The organism is Fontibacillus phaseoli (assembly GCF_003337355.1).
GTDB lineage: Bacteria > Bacillota > Bacilli > Paenibacillales > Paenibacillaceae > Fontibacillus > Fontibacillus phaseoli.
Genome location: NZ_QPJW01000002.1, coordinates 149,337 through 167,440 on the forward strand (window position 1 = coordinate 149,337; position 18,104 = coordinate 167,440).

General features: G+C 49.2%; 11 protein-coding genes and 3 riboswitches. Of the genes, 3 read left to right on the forward strand and 8 right to left on the reverse strand.

What is annotated here, in order from left to right:
* Positions 1–81 precede the first annotated feature (81 nt).
* A complete protein-coding gene (locus DFP94_RS08070) occupies positions 82–1,332 on the forward strand; it encodes a methyl-accepting chemotaxis protein (protein ID WP_114495967.1) in 1,251 nt (416 codons plus the stop codon).
* Between the two features lie 176 nt (positions 1,333–1,508).
* Positions 1,509–1,610: a sigma factor gene (locus DFP94_RS08075; RefSeq protein ID WP_281269478.1), complete on the forward strand. Its 102-nt coding sequence runs from the start codon at positions 1,509–1,511 to the stop codon at positions 1,608–1,610.
* A 27-nt stretch (positions 1,611–1,637) separates the two neighbouring features.
* Here the strand turns inward: DFP94_RS08075 and DFP94_RS08080 are convergent, their stop codons facing one another.
* From DFP94_RS08080 to DFP94_RS08110, 7 genes are all read right to left on the reverse strand, one after another.
* Positions 1,638–3,827, reverse strand: a complete 2,190-nt coding sequence (locus DFP94_RS08080; RefSeq protein ID WP_114495969.1) for an alpha-galactosidase — start codon at positions 3,825–3,827, stop codon at positions 1,638–1,640.
* Between the two features lie 126 nt (positions 3,828–3,953).
* Positions 3,954–4,559, reverse strand: a complete 606-nt coding sequence (locus DFP94_RS08085; RefSeq protein WP_245954616.1) for a GGDEF domain-containing protein — start codon at positions 4,557–4,559, stop codon at positions 3,954–3,956.
* An 11-nt stretch (positions 4,560–4,570) separates the two neighbouring features.
* Complete coding sequence (locus DFP94_RS08090; protein WP_245954617.1) at positions 4,571–7,729, reverse strand: hybrid sensor histidine kinase/response regulator; 3,159 nt, start codon at positions 7,727–7,729, stop codon at positions 4,571–4,573.
* A gap of 29 nt (positions 7,730–7,758) precedes the next feature.
* The gene (locus DFP94_RS08095; RefSeq protein ID WP_181873066.1) at positions 7,759–8,409 is read right to left on the reverse strand and encodes a class D sortase; all 651 of its coding nucleotides are present in this window, start codon (positions 8,407–8,409) and stop codon (positions 7,759–7,761) included.
* Between the two features lie 154 nt (positions 8,410–8,563).
* Positions 8,564–12,271: a collagen binding domain-containing protein gene (locus DFP94_RS08100; protein ID WP_114495971.1), complete on the reverse strand. Its 3,708-nt coding sequence runs from the start codon at positions 12,269–12,271 to the stop codon at positions 8,564–8,566.
* A gap of 209 nt (positions 12,272–12,480) precedes the next feature.
* A complete protein-coding gene (locus tag DFP94_RS08105) occupies positions 12,481–13,650 on the reverse strand; it encodes a response regulator (protein WP_114495972.1) in 1,170 nt (389 codons plus the stop codon).
* Between the two features lie 123 nt (positions 13,651–13,773).
* Positions 13,774–14,583 (reverse strand): transglutaminase-like domain-containing protein, encoded by an 810-nt coding sequence (locus DFP94_RS08110; RefSeq protein WP_245954619.1) that lies wholly within the window; start codon positions 14,581–14,583, stop codon positions 13,774–13,776.
* A gap of 11 nt (positions 14,584–14,594) precedes the next feature.
* Positions 14,595–14,674: riboswitch (cyclic di-GMP riboswitch) on the reverse strand.
* A 198-nt stretch (positions 14,675–14,872) separates the two neighbouring features.
* A riboswitch (cyclic di-GMP riboswitch) is annotated at positions 14,873–14,961 on the forward strand.
* 85 nt (positions 14,962–15,046) lie between these two features.
* A riboswitch (cyclic di-GMP riboswitch) is annotated at positions 15,047–15,136 on the forward strand.
* 89 nt (positions 15,137–15,225) lie between these two features.
* On the opposite strand from DFP94_RS08110, the gene DFP94_RS08115 reads away from it, so the two are divergent.
* Positions 15,226–15,879 carry an anthrax toxin lethal factor-related metalloendopeptidase gene (locus tag DFP94_RS08115; RefSeq protein WP_114495974.1) on the forward strand — a complete coding sequence of 218 codons (654 nt, stop codon included), beginning with the start codon at positions 15,226–15,228 and terminating at the stop codon, positions 15,877–15,879.
* Between the two features lie 55 nt (positions 15,880–15,934).
* Here the strand turns inward: DFP94_RS08115 and DFP94_RS25445 are convergent.
* Positions 15,935–18,104, reverse strand: a 2,170-nt coding sequence (locus tag DFP94_RS25445; protein ID WP_181873067.1) for an S-layer homology domain-containing protein, incomplete at its 5' end; no start/stop codon positions are given.

Below are 18,104 nucleotides of genomic sequence, written 5' to 3' on the forward strand. Positions count from 1 at the left end.
ATTATTTGACCTATCCCCTTTGCCTTGCCGATGTTATAATGATGGTATAAATATCCTATTTACAAGGAGGGCATCATACCTATGTCATGGTTCAACAGGCTTCCTTTGTCCAAGAAGATCACTGCTGCTTGCTATCTTGTGGCCGCGCTTTTTGCAATTCCCGCACTCGTTGTATTCACGATTGTCGGTAAATTGCTTGTGGGCATTGTTCTGATCGTAGTTCTGGCAGCGCTTACTTACCCTCTTACAAGGTATTTGCAAGGCGCCTTGACAGGGTCATTCGACGACATCACCAACGCTTCAGCAAAAATTGCCAAAGGGGATTTTACCAGCCGAATCATGGAGTCCGGGGGCATGGAGGATTTAAATCGGTCCTTCAATAGCATGGTTGACAAGCTTCGTAAAATCTTGCAGGAAACATCGGAAATCACCCGTAAAGTTATGGATTCCAGCCGAAGCATTGCCGACCGGAACCAGGAACTCATCAACGTCATGACCCAGGTAGCCCACTCCTCCAATGAGCTTGCACTTGGTGCCAATGAAATTTCCGAAGACGTTAGCGGCATGAAGGACTCGATCGGCGAGATTGAGAACAAAGTAAGCAACTATACCGATTCCACCCGAGAGATGAACAATCGTTCGCTCGAAATGCTTAGTCTGGTTGAAAAGGGCCGGGACTCCGTATCCATGCAGGCAGACGGAATGCGCCGGAATATTGAAGCTACCGGAAAAGTTGCCGAATCGATCGAAGCTCTCGCAAAAAATGCACGCGGCATCACCAAGATTACGGCAACGATTTCCGAAATTGCCGAACAAACCAATTTATTGTCGTTAAACGCTTCGATCGAAGCGGCCCGCGCCGGTGAACATGGCGCCGGATTTGCCGTAGTCGCCCAGGAAGTACGCAAACTGGCCGAAGAATCGACTTCATCGACGAAGGAAGTTTTCAATCTTGTCCGTGGCATTGAACAAGACGTCAAGCTCGCTGGACAAAATATAAAAATTAATGAGGAAGTCGTTCACCAGCAAAATGCGATGATTCGCGAAGCGGAACATATTTTCGAGCAAATTGTGCAGAGCGTTCAGTATATTTCCGAACAGATTTCCGCCTTTTCCGAAGAGAGCGAGTCCATGCTGGAAAGCGCCCATAACATCTCTTCGTCCATCCAGAACATTTCGGCGATTACCCAACAATCCGCGGCCGGTACCGAACAGGTTTCTGCTTCCATGAATGAACAAATTATATCGATTCAAGCTATGGCCGATGAAACCGAAGCCATGAAAAACGCGGTGTTCCAACTACATAAAACGATACATATTTTTAAGTTTTAAATACGCCGAAAGAGCCTTGTCCTGATTCCGCAGGACAAGGCTCTTTTTCATTTAATATATTAAATAACAGACTCGATTCGATTTTTTGTAATTTGCGAAACCTATAGAGGAGGTACATCGGAGTGACGACCGATTTGGAACAATATTAGCATGAAAACAAGCTGAACCTGACTGCCCTGTCCTACCGGTTGACAGGATCCTGGGCTGAAGCCGAGGATAGCGTACAGGAGACGTTTTTGGCACTGTTCGAAAACGCTCCCGGGCTCTTTCTTTTGTGATTGTCATCCATAGAACAATGATCCGCTTTAAACAGCCTTCAGTCGCACCCACATGCTTGCAAAATCGCCGCGGAGCCAGGAAACCGGCAGTCCCAGGGTCATTAAACGATCCCCGCCATAGATCTCGCCGCTCGCTTCCAGAGTGTAGTCTTTCTCGGGATCGAGTCCCGCCAGCTTCACATTGCGGAGCGGCGCATTTGGTTCCGCCAGCACCTTGAAGTAAAACAACAGCGCTTCATTCTGGTCCGGACTGACAAACATCCATGAGGTTTCATTGCCTTCAAATGGACTCAGAAGCCGGAACAGCTCACCCTGCTGAACCAAACCGCGATTCTCCTTGTAAGCCTGGATTTGCTGTTTGACGATCTCTCGTTCACTTTCGGTAAATTTGGTCAAATCCAGTTCGTACCCGAAATTCCCGGACATGGCGACATCGCCCCGGAACGCAAGCGGGGTCGTCCGTTCCACTTGGTGGTTCGGCACCGCCGACACATGCGCACCCATCGTAGAAACAGGATAAACAAGACTGGTTCCATACTGGATCTTCAGCCGTTCCACCGCATCGGTATCATCGCTCGTCCAGGTTTGCGGCATGTAATACAACATGCCCGGATCAAACCGGCCGCCGCCGCCCGAACAGCTCTCGAACAAAATGTGGGGAAACTCGCCCGTAAGGCATTCCAACAGTTCGTACAGTCCGAGTATATACCGGTGCGCGATTTCCTTCTGCCGTTCCCCAGGGATCAGTGCCGAACCGATTTCCGTCATGTTCCGGTTCATGTCCCATTTTACATAGGAGATCGGAACCGTTCTGAAAATGTCGCTCAAACGCTCATATAGATATCTCCGCACATCCGCTCTCGACATATCCAGCACCAGTTGATCCCTCGCCTCCGTCCGGCGGCGATCCGGGACATGCAGACACCAGTCCGGATGACTGCGGTACAGATCGCTGTCCGGCGATACCATCTCCGGCTCGACCCAGAGACCGAACTGCAGCCCGGTTGCCTTCACCCGGCGCGCCAGATCCTCCAGTCCCCCCGGCAGCTTGCGGCGGTCCTCAAACCAATCCCCCAATGAGCTGTCATCGCGGTCGCGCCGGCCGAACCAGCCGTCATCCAGCACAAACAGCTCAATGCCCAGTTCACTGCCCGCTTTCGCAATAGCTTCGATTTTGTCCGCATTGAAATCGAAATAAGTAGCTTCCCAATTGTTGACTAAAATCGGACGCTCCCGGTCCCGATGCTGTCCCCTGCACAACCGTGTCCGGTATAAGCGATGATAAGTCCGGGACATGCCTCCAAGGCCTTCATTCGAGTAAACCAGCACCGCTTCCGGCGTTTGGAAAACCTCTCCCGGCTCCAGATGCCATGTGAAATCGAAGGGATTCAAGCCGATCTGAAGCCGGGTCATGCCGAACTGCTCGACCTCCGCTTCAGCGGTAAAATTGCCGCTATACACCAGGCTCAAACCGTAAACTTCGCCTTGGCGCTCATTAGCATCCGGGCGAAGCAATGCAATGAAAGGATTTTGCTGGTGCGAGCTGGAGCCTCTGCGGCTGCCGATCCCCGTAACGCCGGGAGCAAGCCTTCTTCTCTGAATATGACGTTCCCGGGCCCAAGCCCCCGATAAATATAAGACATCGTAATTGGAATCGGCAAAATCCAGGGAAGCGCTCAAAGCGCGTTCCAGCTCCAAAGGTTCCTTACCTCCGTTCAGGAATCGAGTCGATCTGGCGATGGCGTCGAAATCCGCAAACACCGTATACCTCAATATGACTGTCATTCCGGACAACTCATCGGCCAGTTCCAACTCAAGCGTTTCGGCTTCGTCTTCCCGTTCCGCGTATACGGACGGCAGACCGCTAAGTTCGGGCTTTCCGGTCATGATTTTATGAGATTTATATACAAGTTCGGTTGCCCGCGTACCGTTGGCCAGCTTCACCTGATAGGCAGGGCTGCGAAAATCGCTCGTTCCATATTGCGGATATTCCTGAGGCAGCGTGTCAAGCGAGATGGTTTTGTCATCAGGGAGCGGGTTTGGGCAAAATGAAGAACGCTCCTGCAAAGTCAGCATTCCGTCCAAATTGCTGCCTTGTCTGAGTTTGGGTCCGTAATATACATGGGCAGCATACCCGCGTACCAATTGAATAATGTAGCTGGAGTTTTGCGATTGCAGGTGGAACCGGTGATTGTTTTCATCAAAAAAGATAGGCATGGGAATCCTCCTGAAGTGATCTGAATTCTGGAATGATATCCTTCATTCTACTATGTTATCCAAAAGGAGTAACGATAATAAAGTGATTTTCTATATGGACTTTTGTGTGGTTATCTTACAGAGTATTCAGATCACGGAATCACGTTTCCGGAATACGTGGTACCCGTTTTTGCCCAACCGCTTGGCATGATACATCGCGCTGTCTGCCTCCTCCAGCAGGCGCGCCCGGTCCGCTTCGGAGTATTCGCACATGCTGATGCCGATGCTGCCGGTAATGGATATGTCCCGGTCCTGGATATAATAGGGTCTGCTAATCTTTTTCAAGATTAACCCGGCCAAAATTTCGACCTGGCTCGGATCGTAATTTTTCATGATAAACAAAAATTCATCGCCACCCATGCGAAAGGCGAGCTGGTTTTTGTTCGTAATCTGCTTCAAATCCCGGCTTACTTCCTTAAGCAGCTCGTCGCCAGCCGCATGGCCGTAAGTGTCGTTGATTTCCTTGAACCCGTCCAGATCCAAACTAAGCAAGGCTAGACGCTCCTTGGCCCGGTATTGCGACCAGAATGTGTCAAACCCGCTCCGGTTCAGCAATCCGGTCACGGGATCCCGGTACACCAATTCCCTTAAAGTGTTTCTTTCCGCGCGCAAAGCACGTACATAGAGTCCCCCGGACAGGAATATTGCCAAACAGATGCCATAAATAAAGTAGTGCAGAATAGGTTCTGACATATTCATTTCCATCACCAACCATTATTATGTTGTTTATCTTGCGGCTCTTTCCGGCCGGTTTGTTTGGGAATTTTAAAAGACACTGTCGTTCCTTTGCCCAGAATGCTGGTAATCTTCAATCCTTGACCGTAAATCTGTTTTAGTCTCCGATCCGTATTAACCAGACCTATGCCACGGGAAATAGGTTCCGCAGATGAGATCAGCCGGTCCAGCTTCTCCTTCCCAATGCCCACGCCGTCATCTTGGACCGTGACGATGATCCACTCTTCCGTTCTATCGGAAATGATAATCTTAACCGTGCCGCCGCTGGCTCTTGGAAAAATACCGTGCCTTACCGCATTTTCGACCAGGGGCTGGAGCGAAAGCGGAGGAACTTCAGCGGTAACCGAGTCGGGGATCTCCCAGGAAATGCCCAATCTGTCGCCGAATCTTTCCTTTTCAATATACAGGTAGGAACGCGTCAACTCCAACTCTTGTTCCAACGGAATCAGGCGCTGTAAATTTCTTGGATTGAAGCTCATCCGCAAGTAGGTCCCGAACTCCTCCAACAGGCCCGTCATTCGAACAGGATCGCTGTCGCTTAAGGATGCGATCGAATTCAGCGTATTGAATAAGAAATGAGGCCGGATTTGTGCCTGAAGCCAAGCCGCTTCCAAGCGTAAGCGTTCGCTGACCGTATGCCGAAGATGAATCAGCGCATGCACCCTGGCCTTCAGGTCAAGCGATCCTACCGGTTTGGTCACATAATCGTTAGCCCCGGCCGCGAAGCCGGCATACACGTCCTCCGGACGGCTTCTGGCCGTCAACAGCAATATCGGGAGATCCGTAATCCCATACTGGATCCGAATGGTTCGGGTCAATTCGTAGCCGGACATTTGCGGCATCATGACGTCCGCAATGACCAAATCCCATTCCCCCCCGTCCAGCAATTCCATAGCTTCTTTTCCACTGAAAACACAAACGATGTCGTAATTATCCGTGGACAGAATATTGCTTAGGATTTTCAAGTTAATAGGATCGTCGTCAACGGCCAATATCCGAGGTTTATCGGAATAGCTTGTGTTGATATCTTCCTTCCACGCTGCATTTTTAGCGTTTGAGATTTTGTATTCTCCGTCGGCTCCGGATGCGTTATGCGGCATTGCGACAAGTTCGAAGGCTTCACGCTCTTTACTCTGCTGTTCCGGACGGTCGTCGACTTCAAGGGTAAACGTGAATTCCGACCCTTGCCCCGGCGAAGAAACTACCTCCAACGTTCCGCCATGAAGCTCTACCAATTGCTTGCAAATGCTGAGCCCGAGCCCGATGCCTCCCGCTCCCGCCAACCCGCCTTCTCCCTGTTCATAAGGCAGGAAAATCCGCCGCCGGGTTTCCTCGTCCATCCCTATTCCGGAATCCTTGACACGGATCAGCGCCTTACCATCCCGAATTTCGGCTTCGACAGCGATGATTCCATTTTCCGTGTATTTTATCGCGTTATGCAGTAGATTGAATATAATTTGGACAAGTCTATTTTCGTCGGCGATCACCCTGGGGAAGGATTTTGGCACATTCTGAACGAGTTCCACCGATTTTCCTTCCGTTAAATAAGCAAGCATATCGAACACCCCTGTGACCACGCCCCCCAGGTCTACGCTCTGCTTGTTTAACACGATGTCCCGTTCGCGGAGCAGCGTGATGTCCAGCAGATCATTCAGCAGCAACGACATCCTTTGTCCCACGGTTACGATAAGTTGCAAATTCCCGCGGCTGGAATCCTGCAGTCCGTTTTTCTCCTTTTCCAATACGGTTTGGGCCATATTGATCATGCCGTGCAACGGATTTCTGAGCTCATGGGAAGTGTTCGCCAAAAAATCGTCCTTCAGCTTGTCTGCCTTCCGAAGCTGATCCGCCATCTTTTGGGAAGAGATCGTGATTTGCGAAAACCGGATAAACCAGAAAGAAGCAAGTCCAAGAAACGTTACAATAAGATCAAAAGGATAATAAGGCATATCCGGCCAAAAATTAGCTTTAATCCCGCCGCTTATCAACATATTGTTCGAGAGGGCAACCGCCGACAAAAGAATAAATATAGCGGCTTTTTCTCCCCGGCGAATAATTTCGAGCACAAGGACCGGAACGATTACAGCAGCACTCAACATGATCAATAAAAGCAGATAGCGGCAGATGATGATGAGCTGTATAGGCAAGCAGATAGCCAGCAGGACGTTCACCGAGCATAAAGCTAGGAACGCGGTGATGACCCTGCTTAAGCCCCGGCTGCCAAGCAACGATTTCATGCATAAGATGAGAAATGCCGGAATCGCGGAATATATAGCTATTTTAATTTTAATCGTCCAGTCAAAATCAAAGGGAAACCAAACCAACAACAGTTTATCGTCGTCGATCAGAATCGATATGATCGCAAAAAATACGGTTGCGGAAAAATAGGCCAGTTCCTTGCCCCGATTACCCAAAAAGAACAGAATGCAAGCATATAGGACGTGCAGCAGCAGAACCACGCAGACGATGATCTGCATCGTTTCGGAAAACGACGTCTCACGGGTCACGGCTTCAGCCGTGCCGAATTTAACCGATTGCGTAATTCCTCCTGTGCTGTGCATCTGGTAGTTGGAGACATGGATGACGATATCCATTACCCCCGAATCGGACTTGAACAGGACGGTGTATGGGATATTCAGGGCCCGATTCAACTCCGGCGTAATGGATGGATCGCCGGTAGACTCCTTCATTTCGCCATTCAGATAGATTCTGGAAGAAGTTTGAACATTCTGAACGCGCAGCCCAAACAGAGACTCACTCTTTCCGGTAAGTACCCGAATCCGGTAGGTTCCGTAACCGTATCCCGAATCCTTGCCCAACACCTGATTCCACTTCCCAGGAACCTTTATCCACTTCCTTGCAGCCTCTGGCGACCGAAGCAAGCCGTCTTCTTCTCCCGGCTCCAAAAAAAGATTAGGATAAAACTCCCATTCCCCGTTCAAATCGATCACTTGCCTGTCGCTGAACTTCCAATACCGCAAATCGATGACCCCATGTTGTGCTTCCGGATGGACAGGCACCACGCGGAAATGATACCAGAGCATTCGCAGGCTCAGGAGAAGAATCAGAAACAGGCCCAAATAGAGCAGCAGTTTTCTTTTCGATATAACGTACGTTGAGTTGGTCAACCGGTTCTATCCTCTCTTGGCTGAAATATTCAAGAGTCGAGCTTCGCTTGAATAATGAGCCGATGGGTGGATTTATTCAACGGATGGCAGGTGATCAAAGTGAGTATTTTGTCGCTGCCGTTTCCGTCCAGGACAGACACATCGGTTGGTTCGACAATGAACTTTTTATACACCTTATATGTGTAATCCCCCGATATGGTCCTTATTGTGATCTTATCGTCAATCTCCACTTCGTTCAAGCGGTTAAACAGCCGGCCTGCGGTACGAGCCCTATGGGCTGCGATCGCCGCGTTGCCGGAAGCGCCTAATGTCGCCGTTTCCGACATATGCACGGCCGCATGCTTCATGTTAGTCTTGGTTGCTCCCTCCAGCACGGGGAGCTTCAAATCGATCGCATCCACTTCGATCGTGGCGATCGCCGCATCCTCCTCGCCGGATTCCGGTGCAAGCAAGTTCGGAGCCTCTTCTGCGGAGGCAGCTTCATCTTCAAGCAAACGGGATACTTTGGCATACCCGTCATTGATTTCGACGTTCGCCTTGCCCGAACTCCCGGCGGTTAACTCGCGGTCGGCTTCCCTCAGCAGCCTGACTTCTTCCCGGTCGGCCCGCCACTCCTGCCAAACCGGCGCAAACAGGATGACCAGACCCGTTATGATGAACAAAAACGAAAATTTACGCATCTCTCGCAACCTCCTCCGGTTGACGAATCAACATCGATTCTAATTCGAAAAAGTATACCCGATCCAACTCTACAATTTCTCGACTGTTCAAACCGCCAAAAAAAAGAACGTTTCTCCGAGGATTTTTTTCCCGGAGAAACGCCTTATTTCAACTTTAATTCCTTCTAATGCGCTTTATTCTTAACAACAGCCCCAGTGCGATCAGTGCCGCTCCGGACAGTTGTATCGGCAGAGCGCTTGCTTCGCCGGTCTTCGGGAGTACCTTTACTCCGTGACCGTTCTCTTCATCCTTAGCGGACGGCTTGTCACCGCGGGTTCCACCCAACGGATTGCCGTCCTCGTCCAGGTTGAAATCCTCCGGTTGGTCTTTGTCTGGAGCCGGTTGTTCTCCCTCAGTCCCATCTCCAGGAAGAGGATCATCCGGGCTTTCAAGCTCCTCGTCATCCTTTGGTGTATCCGGAGTACCCGGAGTACTAGGAGTACTAGGAGTTCCTGGAGTTCCTGGAGTTCCCGGAGTTCCTGGGTTACCCGGATTGCCTGGGTTACCAGGAATTTCAGGTTTTTTCTCATTCTCCACAGTGACGGTGAGTGTATCCCCACTTTGAACTATACTTGAATTCAGGGTAACGCGAATTTCCGACAGAGCCGCGGCATAACCTTCAGGCGCCTGAGTTTCTTGCAAGATGTAATCCCCGTACGGCAATCCTGCAAATAGGGCAATTCCCGACTCATCCGTCGTCAGCGTCAAAGGCGCCTTCAGTTTGTCCGCATCCTGCAGAACAAACGTTGCTCCCTTTAAAACTTTGGCGTGATCGGCTTTGTCGACCTTCACGACTTTCAATTGGCCTACCGGTAATACCGGATCGGTTTCTTTTGCGTTCTCTACCGTAACCCGCAGTACTCCGCCGCTTTGTTGAACATCGCTGTCTATGTTGATCTGGCGTGCAGCCGGATCCAGCACATAACCTTCAGGCGCTTCGGTTTCCGACAAGGTATAGGTATCGTAAAGCAATTTGGTAAAGACAATTTTCCCGTCGGCACCCGTTACTTTTTCCCCGATTGTCTCGCCCTTGCCATTAACAAGCTTAAACTTGGCCCCGGACAGTTTGAAATCATGATTTTCTTTGTCCAGTTTCATAACTTCAAGCGATCCGCGTACTCCGGAGCCCGTACCCGAACCCGAAGAAATACGGATTTCGATCGACTTCTCGGTTTCCCGGGACCCAACCGATACTCCTTCACCCTCGAAGCTCACTTCATTGGTGATTTTTTCCCGATCGACGGATACCGCGATCTCCGAATCATATTGGAGAATATAGGCGGTGTCGATGACCGGAGGAAGCTCCACTTCAAAGCTCTCGTTTCCCGTCTCCGCATCGGTGAGAATCGTTAACTTATAATCCTTGCCTTGTTCCAGAAGCTCATCCGCCGAAACATTGCCGGAAGCATCGACCTTCGCTCGGAAAAGTTTAAAAGAATCCGGTATCAGAATCTGGTTAGGGCTAGGCGTGTCTACGATTTTACTTCGTTCCACATAAGACTGGCCTTCGTTGATTTTAATACTCCAGTGAATCTTGTCCCCGTCCCGGAATCCGTCTTTGCTGACATAAACCTCTCCCCGCGGAACGGTTACATTTTTCGCCCAATTCCACTCTTTGCCGTCCGACCCGGTTAGGGTCGCCTTATTCGCAATAACATCGGAGACCAGGGTTCTATCCAGTTTTGTCTTGAAGGTAATCCCGTATGGAGAAGTGATGTCTCCCAGGTCAATGCTCAACTCGTTGCCGACGTAACTGATTTTACCTTCATCAAGAGTCTGTTCCGTGCCCGGTTCCGGAGTACCGTCAGGCTTGACGGTCATAGGGTAAACTTTCACCGTCCCGTCAATTAAAGTTTGACCATCTTGGAGCATATCCGTAATCACTGCGCCTTTTACCGAATTGCTATTGTAATTGGCTACGATTTCCCAGGTCAACTCTTTCACACGCGGGTCATATTTTCCGTTTTTGGCTCCATTATTGTTGGTATAACCGTTCGGTTTAAACTCAGCCTCGAGTTCCACCCGACTGCCGGCAACTTTTTCATCCCAATCCAGCTTCGCTACATTTTTGTAAAGCGATTTCTCCGGCGTGAATTTTGTCGTGTAAGTAATGGTATAGACATCGTCAAAATTGCCGATAAAACTAAGCTTAAATCCTTTGTCGGGCTCGGTATCATCCAAATTATAGGGCAGAACCGGATCCCCCGACGAAACCACTTTCAAACTTGTCGGAATCAATGTCAAGCCGCCGCCGGAAAAAACATCCTCGATCACCAGATTGCTCATGGACCATTGATCCTTGTTGACGACGATTTTCCAACTGACTTCCTTGGAGCTGTAATCGATGGCTTCCCTTGTTTTAACCCCGATGCCGCTTTTGAAGGTATGGGTTGCCAAACCTCTGTTTTCTTTGCCGTTCAGCACCGAATATACCGCATTGGTCACCGATGTATCTCTATATACGCGCGCGGTAACCTTGGTTTTATATTCGATATTGTAGGCGGATTGGATGTCGGATTTAAACCGCAAATCGAACCCGTTTTTGCCGCCAACCGCAGCATCCGAAACCGGGATAACCTCATAGGCGTTCGTGTCCAACTCCGTACCGTCCAAGTTGAATACTTTTACAGGCCCGTCCAAGACTAAAAAGTTACCGAAACGGTCTTCCATCTTGGCATCGGCTTCGGCGATGTTCTTTTCCCCGTAATTGTATTTGATGCGCCACGATACCGACTGATTAACCGCGTCGTAAGAACCGCCGATCGTTTCCTTCGTCAATAACGGTTCGCGGTGAACGGTAACCGTTTTGCTAGCCTCGGCGTTCTGCTGATTGCCGCTCTTCAATTCGGCCTGGTTGGTGAACGCGGTCGCCTCTTCGTCCGTTACCAGCGTAGAGTATTGAATGCGGTAAGCCGACTTCATGTCGGAAGCGTTGAACTGGATGCGGAAAGCCGAGCCATCGCTCTCGGAGTCGATTTGATAGTTCCCCTCGGCCGGAGACACTTCGGCTCCCTGATCCGGTCCCCGGTCCACATTGACATTCAACTTGTAGACCTTAATGGAAGAAGGATCCAGTTTTAGACCCTCCGGAATCCGGTCCGACACGACCGGATGGTCGAGTTTGACCAGAGCCGTATTCATGTCCAGCGTCCAGTCGATTTTTCGGGCTTTGTCCGCGATACCCTGCTTTGTCAGCAGTTGCCCGTCTTTCGGCGTGAAAAATACCTTTGCTACTTGAGTTCCGCCACGGACAGGGAAATAAATCGGCACTTCCACGCTACCCTTGATCGTGTCCTTACTGAACTCCGTATGAATCTCCATCATTCCCCGGACTTCGGAGTTATCCACGTTGCCATTGAACTCCACGATGACATGGCCATCCGTTTCCACCGTAAAGTTCCCGATGGAAGTGCCGTCATCGATGATTAACGGACTTGAAAATTTGTTGTAAATGACGAATTCTTGGGGAATGTCAAATTCAAAAATATCCCCCGCCTGATATCCGTGCCCGTTTTCCAAAGCCCATTCGTATTCGATGCTGACCGCATCGCCGAGTTTGGACATTTCATTCCGGTCCGGATTGTACACCGCGTCGATGACGGTGGCGTTTTGATCCCGGAGGGTTACCTTGGTCAGAATACTATCCTGATTCAGCGCCTTTAGCGCAAAAGGACCGTAAGTATCGTCGGTAACGCTCGCGGCTTGCCCAGCCGCTTCGGAGGATGGCTCCGGTTCAGCACCTGCCGCGGCCGTTCCGGCTCCAATAACGCTTTGGAGAATAAGGACCCAGACCAGTGCTACTGTGATCAATTTTGTCTTCATTGCTAAAAAGTTTCACCCTCTTCTCTATTTTTTAGCTCCTGATGGCTGTTTTTTTCTATAAGTAAATCCTTTCAACCCCTCTCCAACATTTTTTGCATTCCTGCTTATTTATAATAATTCTTAAATCTCGACAAAATCTCTACAACGTCGCGGTTGAAAATAAAAAAGGCACCTCTCAAGGCGCCCTTTATAGTGCGATCTTATGTAATTCAGAATGAGCCAGGCTGTGCCTGCTTTTCCGCTGTGACCTCACTCTTTTTCCAGGCTTCGTACCAATCTAAAATAGGACTGGACGGTCGTAGATTCAGTTCTTCTCTTAAAGCGGTTTCCAGTGCGTTATACTGTATCTCCACCATGGCGGAATTATTCAGCGACGCGTAAATCTTCATCAACGCAAAATGGGATTCTTCTTCCAGCGGATAAAGCGCGCACACATGCTGATAGCCAGAGATAGCCTTGTCCCAAAGGGCTTGATCGCGATACCATCCAGCAATGACATACGACGCTTCAAGCCAAAGGTTTTTGAGGCGCTGGCGTTCGCTCTCAGCCCACCAGTAGTCGTATTCCTGCAAATAATCACCGGCGTACATTTTCATGACATCTATGTAATCGTCGATAGAGTCCCCCGAGGCGTGCGGGAGCACGGCCAGTTTCGCCTCCCATTCTTCGGTATCCAGCGATATTTGATCCAGGCTCATCATATATCCTTCGGTCGTGTTTACGATTTGAATGCGACTGCCGAAGGGCTTCAACGTTTTCCGGATATGATATACAGTGGTATACAACTGCGAATACACTTTGTCGTGTTCGTATTCGGGCCAGAACATTTCCGCTAAAGTCGACTTGCGAACCAATTGACCACGGTGTTGCAAGAGATACAAAAACAGCTCCTGAGCCCTCGTTGTCCGCCACTGCAACAGGCTCTGGCGTCCCTCTTTCATTTCGACGCTGACCTGCCTGAACATATTGATGCGCGTATACTCCGGATCGCTTCCGGCTGCTTCGTCCGACCGGGTATCCAGGCTTGCTTTGATCCGGGCCATCGTTTTTGCCAGCCGTTCCGCCTGGATCGGCTTTACAATATAATCAAGCGCATTCAGTTCGAACGCCTTGACTGCATATTCATCATACGCTGTCACGAACACGACCTGGGTATCCAGCTTTTGCTCCAAAATTTGTTCGGCTAATTCGATACCGTTCAACTCGGGCAAGTTAATGTCCAAAAACACAATATCGGCTTGCCGCGCAATGATCTCCCGTCTTCCCTCCAGCGGGTCGGTATATTTACCGATGATATTTATATCCATGGCGAGCTTCGCCAGTTGTCGCTCCAAATAGTCCAAAGCCAGCCGTTCATCATCCACAAGGATTACTTTCATAGACTAGACTCCCCAATAAACGTATTTCCAAAAATAGTCCTACCTGATTAGAAGAATAGCATATTTGGACAAAACAAAGAAGCCTTGGGCTAATTAGTCCAAGGCTTCCGGAAAGCTAAGCAATTAATAGTATCTATCAGTTTTATATTTGGCCGCTTCCTTCAACATTTGAAAAGAAGTCGTGGTCCCATTCCAACCGGCATCCACCGTGGTATCTATCGTCACCCATTTGCCGCCGATAAGCACTTCGTTCCAGGCGTGATAGGTGTCCACATAGTCCGTAGTCCCCATTACCAGCTTGGCCGGAATATCCACGCTACGCAGCATGGCAGCAAACAAGGCCGAATAACCGTAACAGATGTCTTTTTTTGCGGTCAAGGTACGATCAATTTGCGGCAAATATTCCGATGAAGCACTGAAAGCCAGCCCATTGTCGTATTGGATATGATCGATTACAAATTCATAGATGGCTTGAACTTTATCCTCGTCGGTTGTTGCGTCTTTGATCAATTCTTTGGCCTGGACCACAGCAAGGCTCGAAGGACTCCACTTCACATTTTGAACGGAATTCAAATAGACCTGATCTGGATTTGGCATATTCAGGGTAAGAACAGTCTTGTGGATGGCTCTGTAGGTAGTTCCCTTGACTTGCTCCAATAGACTGACGATGTAATCCCCATTTCCCATTTGCAAAGGAAAGGCCTCATTCCTTACCCCGGATTGCAAATTGTAGGAGTACTTTCCTTCTCCCTTAACGATCAGCAATTTCGTCTTGACTCCGGATTTCACCTCATAATCAAGAACAATGATCCCTTTAGCCAACTGATCGGTTTTGATCCACTCCTTCTTTTCCGCGGCAAACGCCCCGGAACTTCCCGGCCATACAAACAGTACGCTTAAAACCAAGGCACAAAGCAGTACCTTTCTCATCATATAAAACTCCTTTCGGTAGCTGGCTGCCATCCTCGTGGAAGGCCCTGTAGCTTTGCGTCCCTGCCTTTCGACAGGTTTGCCGTTATCGTATAAAGTTTTATAGGACTTGACGCCCCTGCAAAACTATAAATCTAGCTGTATAGTATCACATTTTCTCACAAACGCAACAGTCCCTTTCAAATCATCTTAAAACGCGACATACTTCGCAAAACAACGCTTGACTAACTAGTCTATTAGACTTATTCTAGTGGTAACTAGATTCATATATTTACTAATAAAATACTTCTTGATTTGATAAAGGCAAACCCTTCGAAAGATGGGGACGCAAAACTACAGGGGTTAAGGCGGAAGCTTCCGCTAAACCAGCCAGTTACCGATTTAAGAGGCTCAACATTTATGTTGACTGCGACCTTCTTATCGGTAAGAAGGTTTTTTGTTTTCGTAAACCAACTTCATATTTTCATATTGATAAAGGCAAATCCATCGAAAGATGGGGACGCAAAGCTATAGGGGCTACCACGGAAATATTCCGTAACGCCAGCCAGTTGCCGATATGGAAGCCAAACGGAAATACGCGTTATTTCGTTTCTTCCTGATTCGGTTAGCATGCATCAATCGTTGATGCAATTGGGAGGAACCGAAATGAAACGTATTTTTTATTTGGCCATCGCTATCATTTTTACTATGAATCTCGCGGTAATGCCGGCCTTTGCCGAATCAAATAACAGTCTGGTGAACGATATTGTAGTGTTGCCGCAAGGCGATTACAGCAAAGCTGAAGCAGACAAAATGATGGATCGATTGGCGTTAATTCCTTCTTCTTTGTTGCAAGGCTTGAAAGACAACGGCGTTAAGATCAAACTGGTCAACGGCAAGATTACCGATGAACCGGAATTCGCCCAATACAAAGGCGTTACACCTAGAGGCTGGGAGAACACAGGTCTTACTTGGGACGATGTTCCTGGCGTCAGCTCCAATGTTGTTATCGCAAGAATCGGGTTCAGCAACAAAGGCAAAGGACATAACGGTCAAAACCTGGAGCTCCATGAAACATTCCATGCGATCGACCGGATCGTTCTGAACAACGTAAGCTCCTCTTCCGATTTCACCGAGGTCTGGAAGAAAGAAGCGAACAACGATTACGAAGGCGACGGCTATGTATCGGTTTACTCGACCGAGTATTTTGCGGAAACCGCAACACTGTACTTCTACAATGACAAAACCCGAAACCACCTCAAAGAGGACATGCCTTTAACCTATGAATTTTTGGACAAGCTGTTCTCGAATGCCCAATAAATAAAAGGCTCCCTTCCGGTTCAGGTTTCTAACCGAAAGGGAGCCTTTTGGGTTGTTAAGGATAGACACGGTTGGGAAGTACTTCTTCCCAAACTTCTACTTCAGCATTTTCTTCTCTGGAATAATCATGATGATTCGTGGCTTCAAGGATGTCGTAGTAATACCATTTACCGTAGACATTGTCCGGCCACATCTTGGCATCCTCATGAATTCCGTCCTTATCGACTTTTCTGTTCAGCACGCTGTTGATGAACGCGGCGGCTTCAGCCCGAGTAATATACTGATTCGGTTTGAAGGTTCCGTCCGTGTAGCCTTTGATCCAGCCTTTGTTGGCTGCGGAGGCAATATACTTTTCTGCCCAGTGTCCGGAAATGTCCGTGAAACTATCGTTTGCCCGCTCGTCAAGCTTGTCAAAACGGGAAGCGATCGCCGCAAACTCGGCTCTGGTAATATATTGTCCCGGTTTAAAGGTCCCGTCCGGATATCCGGTAATGACTCCGGCATTCTCCATCGTGGAAATATGCTTGTTGGACCAACGCGTAGCCCCTACGTCGGAGAAGGAATTGCCGGTCTTCAGGTATTCGGAACGGCTTTCATCATCCAGCAACCGGTAGAAAATCGCTGCTACTTCTTCGCGGGTAATGTTGTTGAGCGGCTTCACCGAGCCGTCAGGATACCCGTTAATGTAGTCGTAGTGATTTTCCGTTTCAAGGGTTGGCGGTACGGCTGGCAGCGGCGGCAAGGCCGGCAGCGGAGTTACGGTCGATCCGCTCGAGGTGTACGAGCCTCCGGATCCACCCGAGTTCGACGAATTTCTAGTGTAGTAGAAAACATACTCTTGGCCTGCCTGCGTCGTAAACGTATAGGCATCGGTCGATTTCACCGGAGTGTAGCCGGAGATCGATACGGCCGTCAGAGTTTTCGTCTCGCCTGGTTTGCCTGTAACGACGCTTGGACTTGCAAGCTGCTCGTTCGTTCCGTTCAACAAATACTTGACGGTGAGCTGCTGATCAACTGGTGCGTTTTTCGAGTAGTAGAACACGTAATGCTGGTTTGGTTCATCACTATAATGGTAGTCGTAGCTTGGAACTTCGGGAGTATAACCCGGAACATTTTTCGCATTTAGCGTAAATTGGATTCCTGCTTTTCCTTCGATCACTTCCTGTGAAGCAACCTCCGTATTCGTAGCTCTGTCGAGATACGAAATAGTGAGTTGAACCACTTCACCCGATGGTTCGCCAAGGTTATAGTAGAACGTATATTCCTGCTCCATATCAAGGGTTACCGTATAGTTATACGAGAAATCCTCTGGCATGTATACCGCATCCGCAACGGAAATCGGTCCTGCTTTCAGCAGAATCGTTTCGCCGACTTTGCCCGTTACCGGTGTAGATGGTGCAAGAGGTTCGTTAGATTCCCGGTCCACATAATGGACGAGAACCGTCCGGTCCAAACCTGTAACGTCTTGACTGTAATTAAAAGTGAACACGTCGTGAAGCGGCTCGTTTTTGAAGGTATACGGAACATTGTAAGTGTGTGGTTTATACACCGCACCAGTTACTGTATCCGTATAATCATTCGCGGTGAGCGCGATCTCTTCACCCACTTTACCCGAACGCTCCGTTGGTTCCAACAGATCTTTACCCGTAATGGAATCCACATATCTTACAGTCAAGGTTCTGTTGTTATCCGGCTCGTTAGCATTGTAGTAGAACACATGCGGTACATTTTCAACGTCCAGCGTGTAGCTGTAAGTCGGTTCCACCGCTGTATAACCCGCGATATCCTTCGCTTTCAGCTCGATCGTCTGACCGGTTACACCGTTAGCCGTTGTCGGATCGGCAAGAATTTTATTCGTGCCTTGCTCCAGGTACTGCACTTCTACGCTTTGCGCGTCAGCCGTGTAGTAGAAGATGTACTCGTTGCCTTCGGCTTTGATCGTATAGCTATCGGTCGCTTTTTCCGGGGTGTAGCCCGGTACGTCCTTCGCCTCGAGAGTTACCGTTTCACCGGTGACTCCGTCCACGCTCGTCGCTTCGGCAATATCCTCACCTGTGGCGCGGTCTACATACTTCACGTTCACGCTTTGCTCGCTCGCGGTGTAGTAGAACACATGCGCTGCATTTTCAACGTCCAGCGTGTAGCTGTAAGTCGGTTCCACCGCTGTATAACCCGCGATATCCTTCGCTTTCAGCTCGATCGTCTGACCGGTTACGCCATTAGCC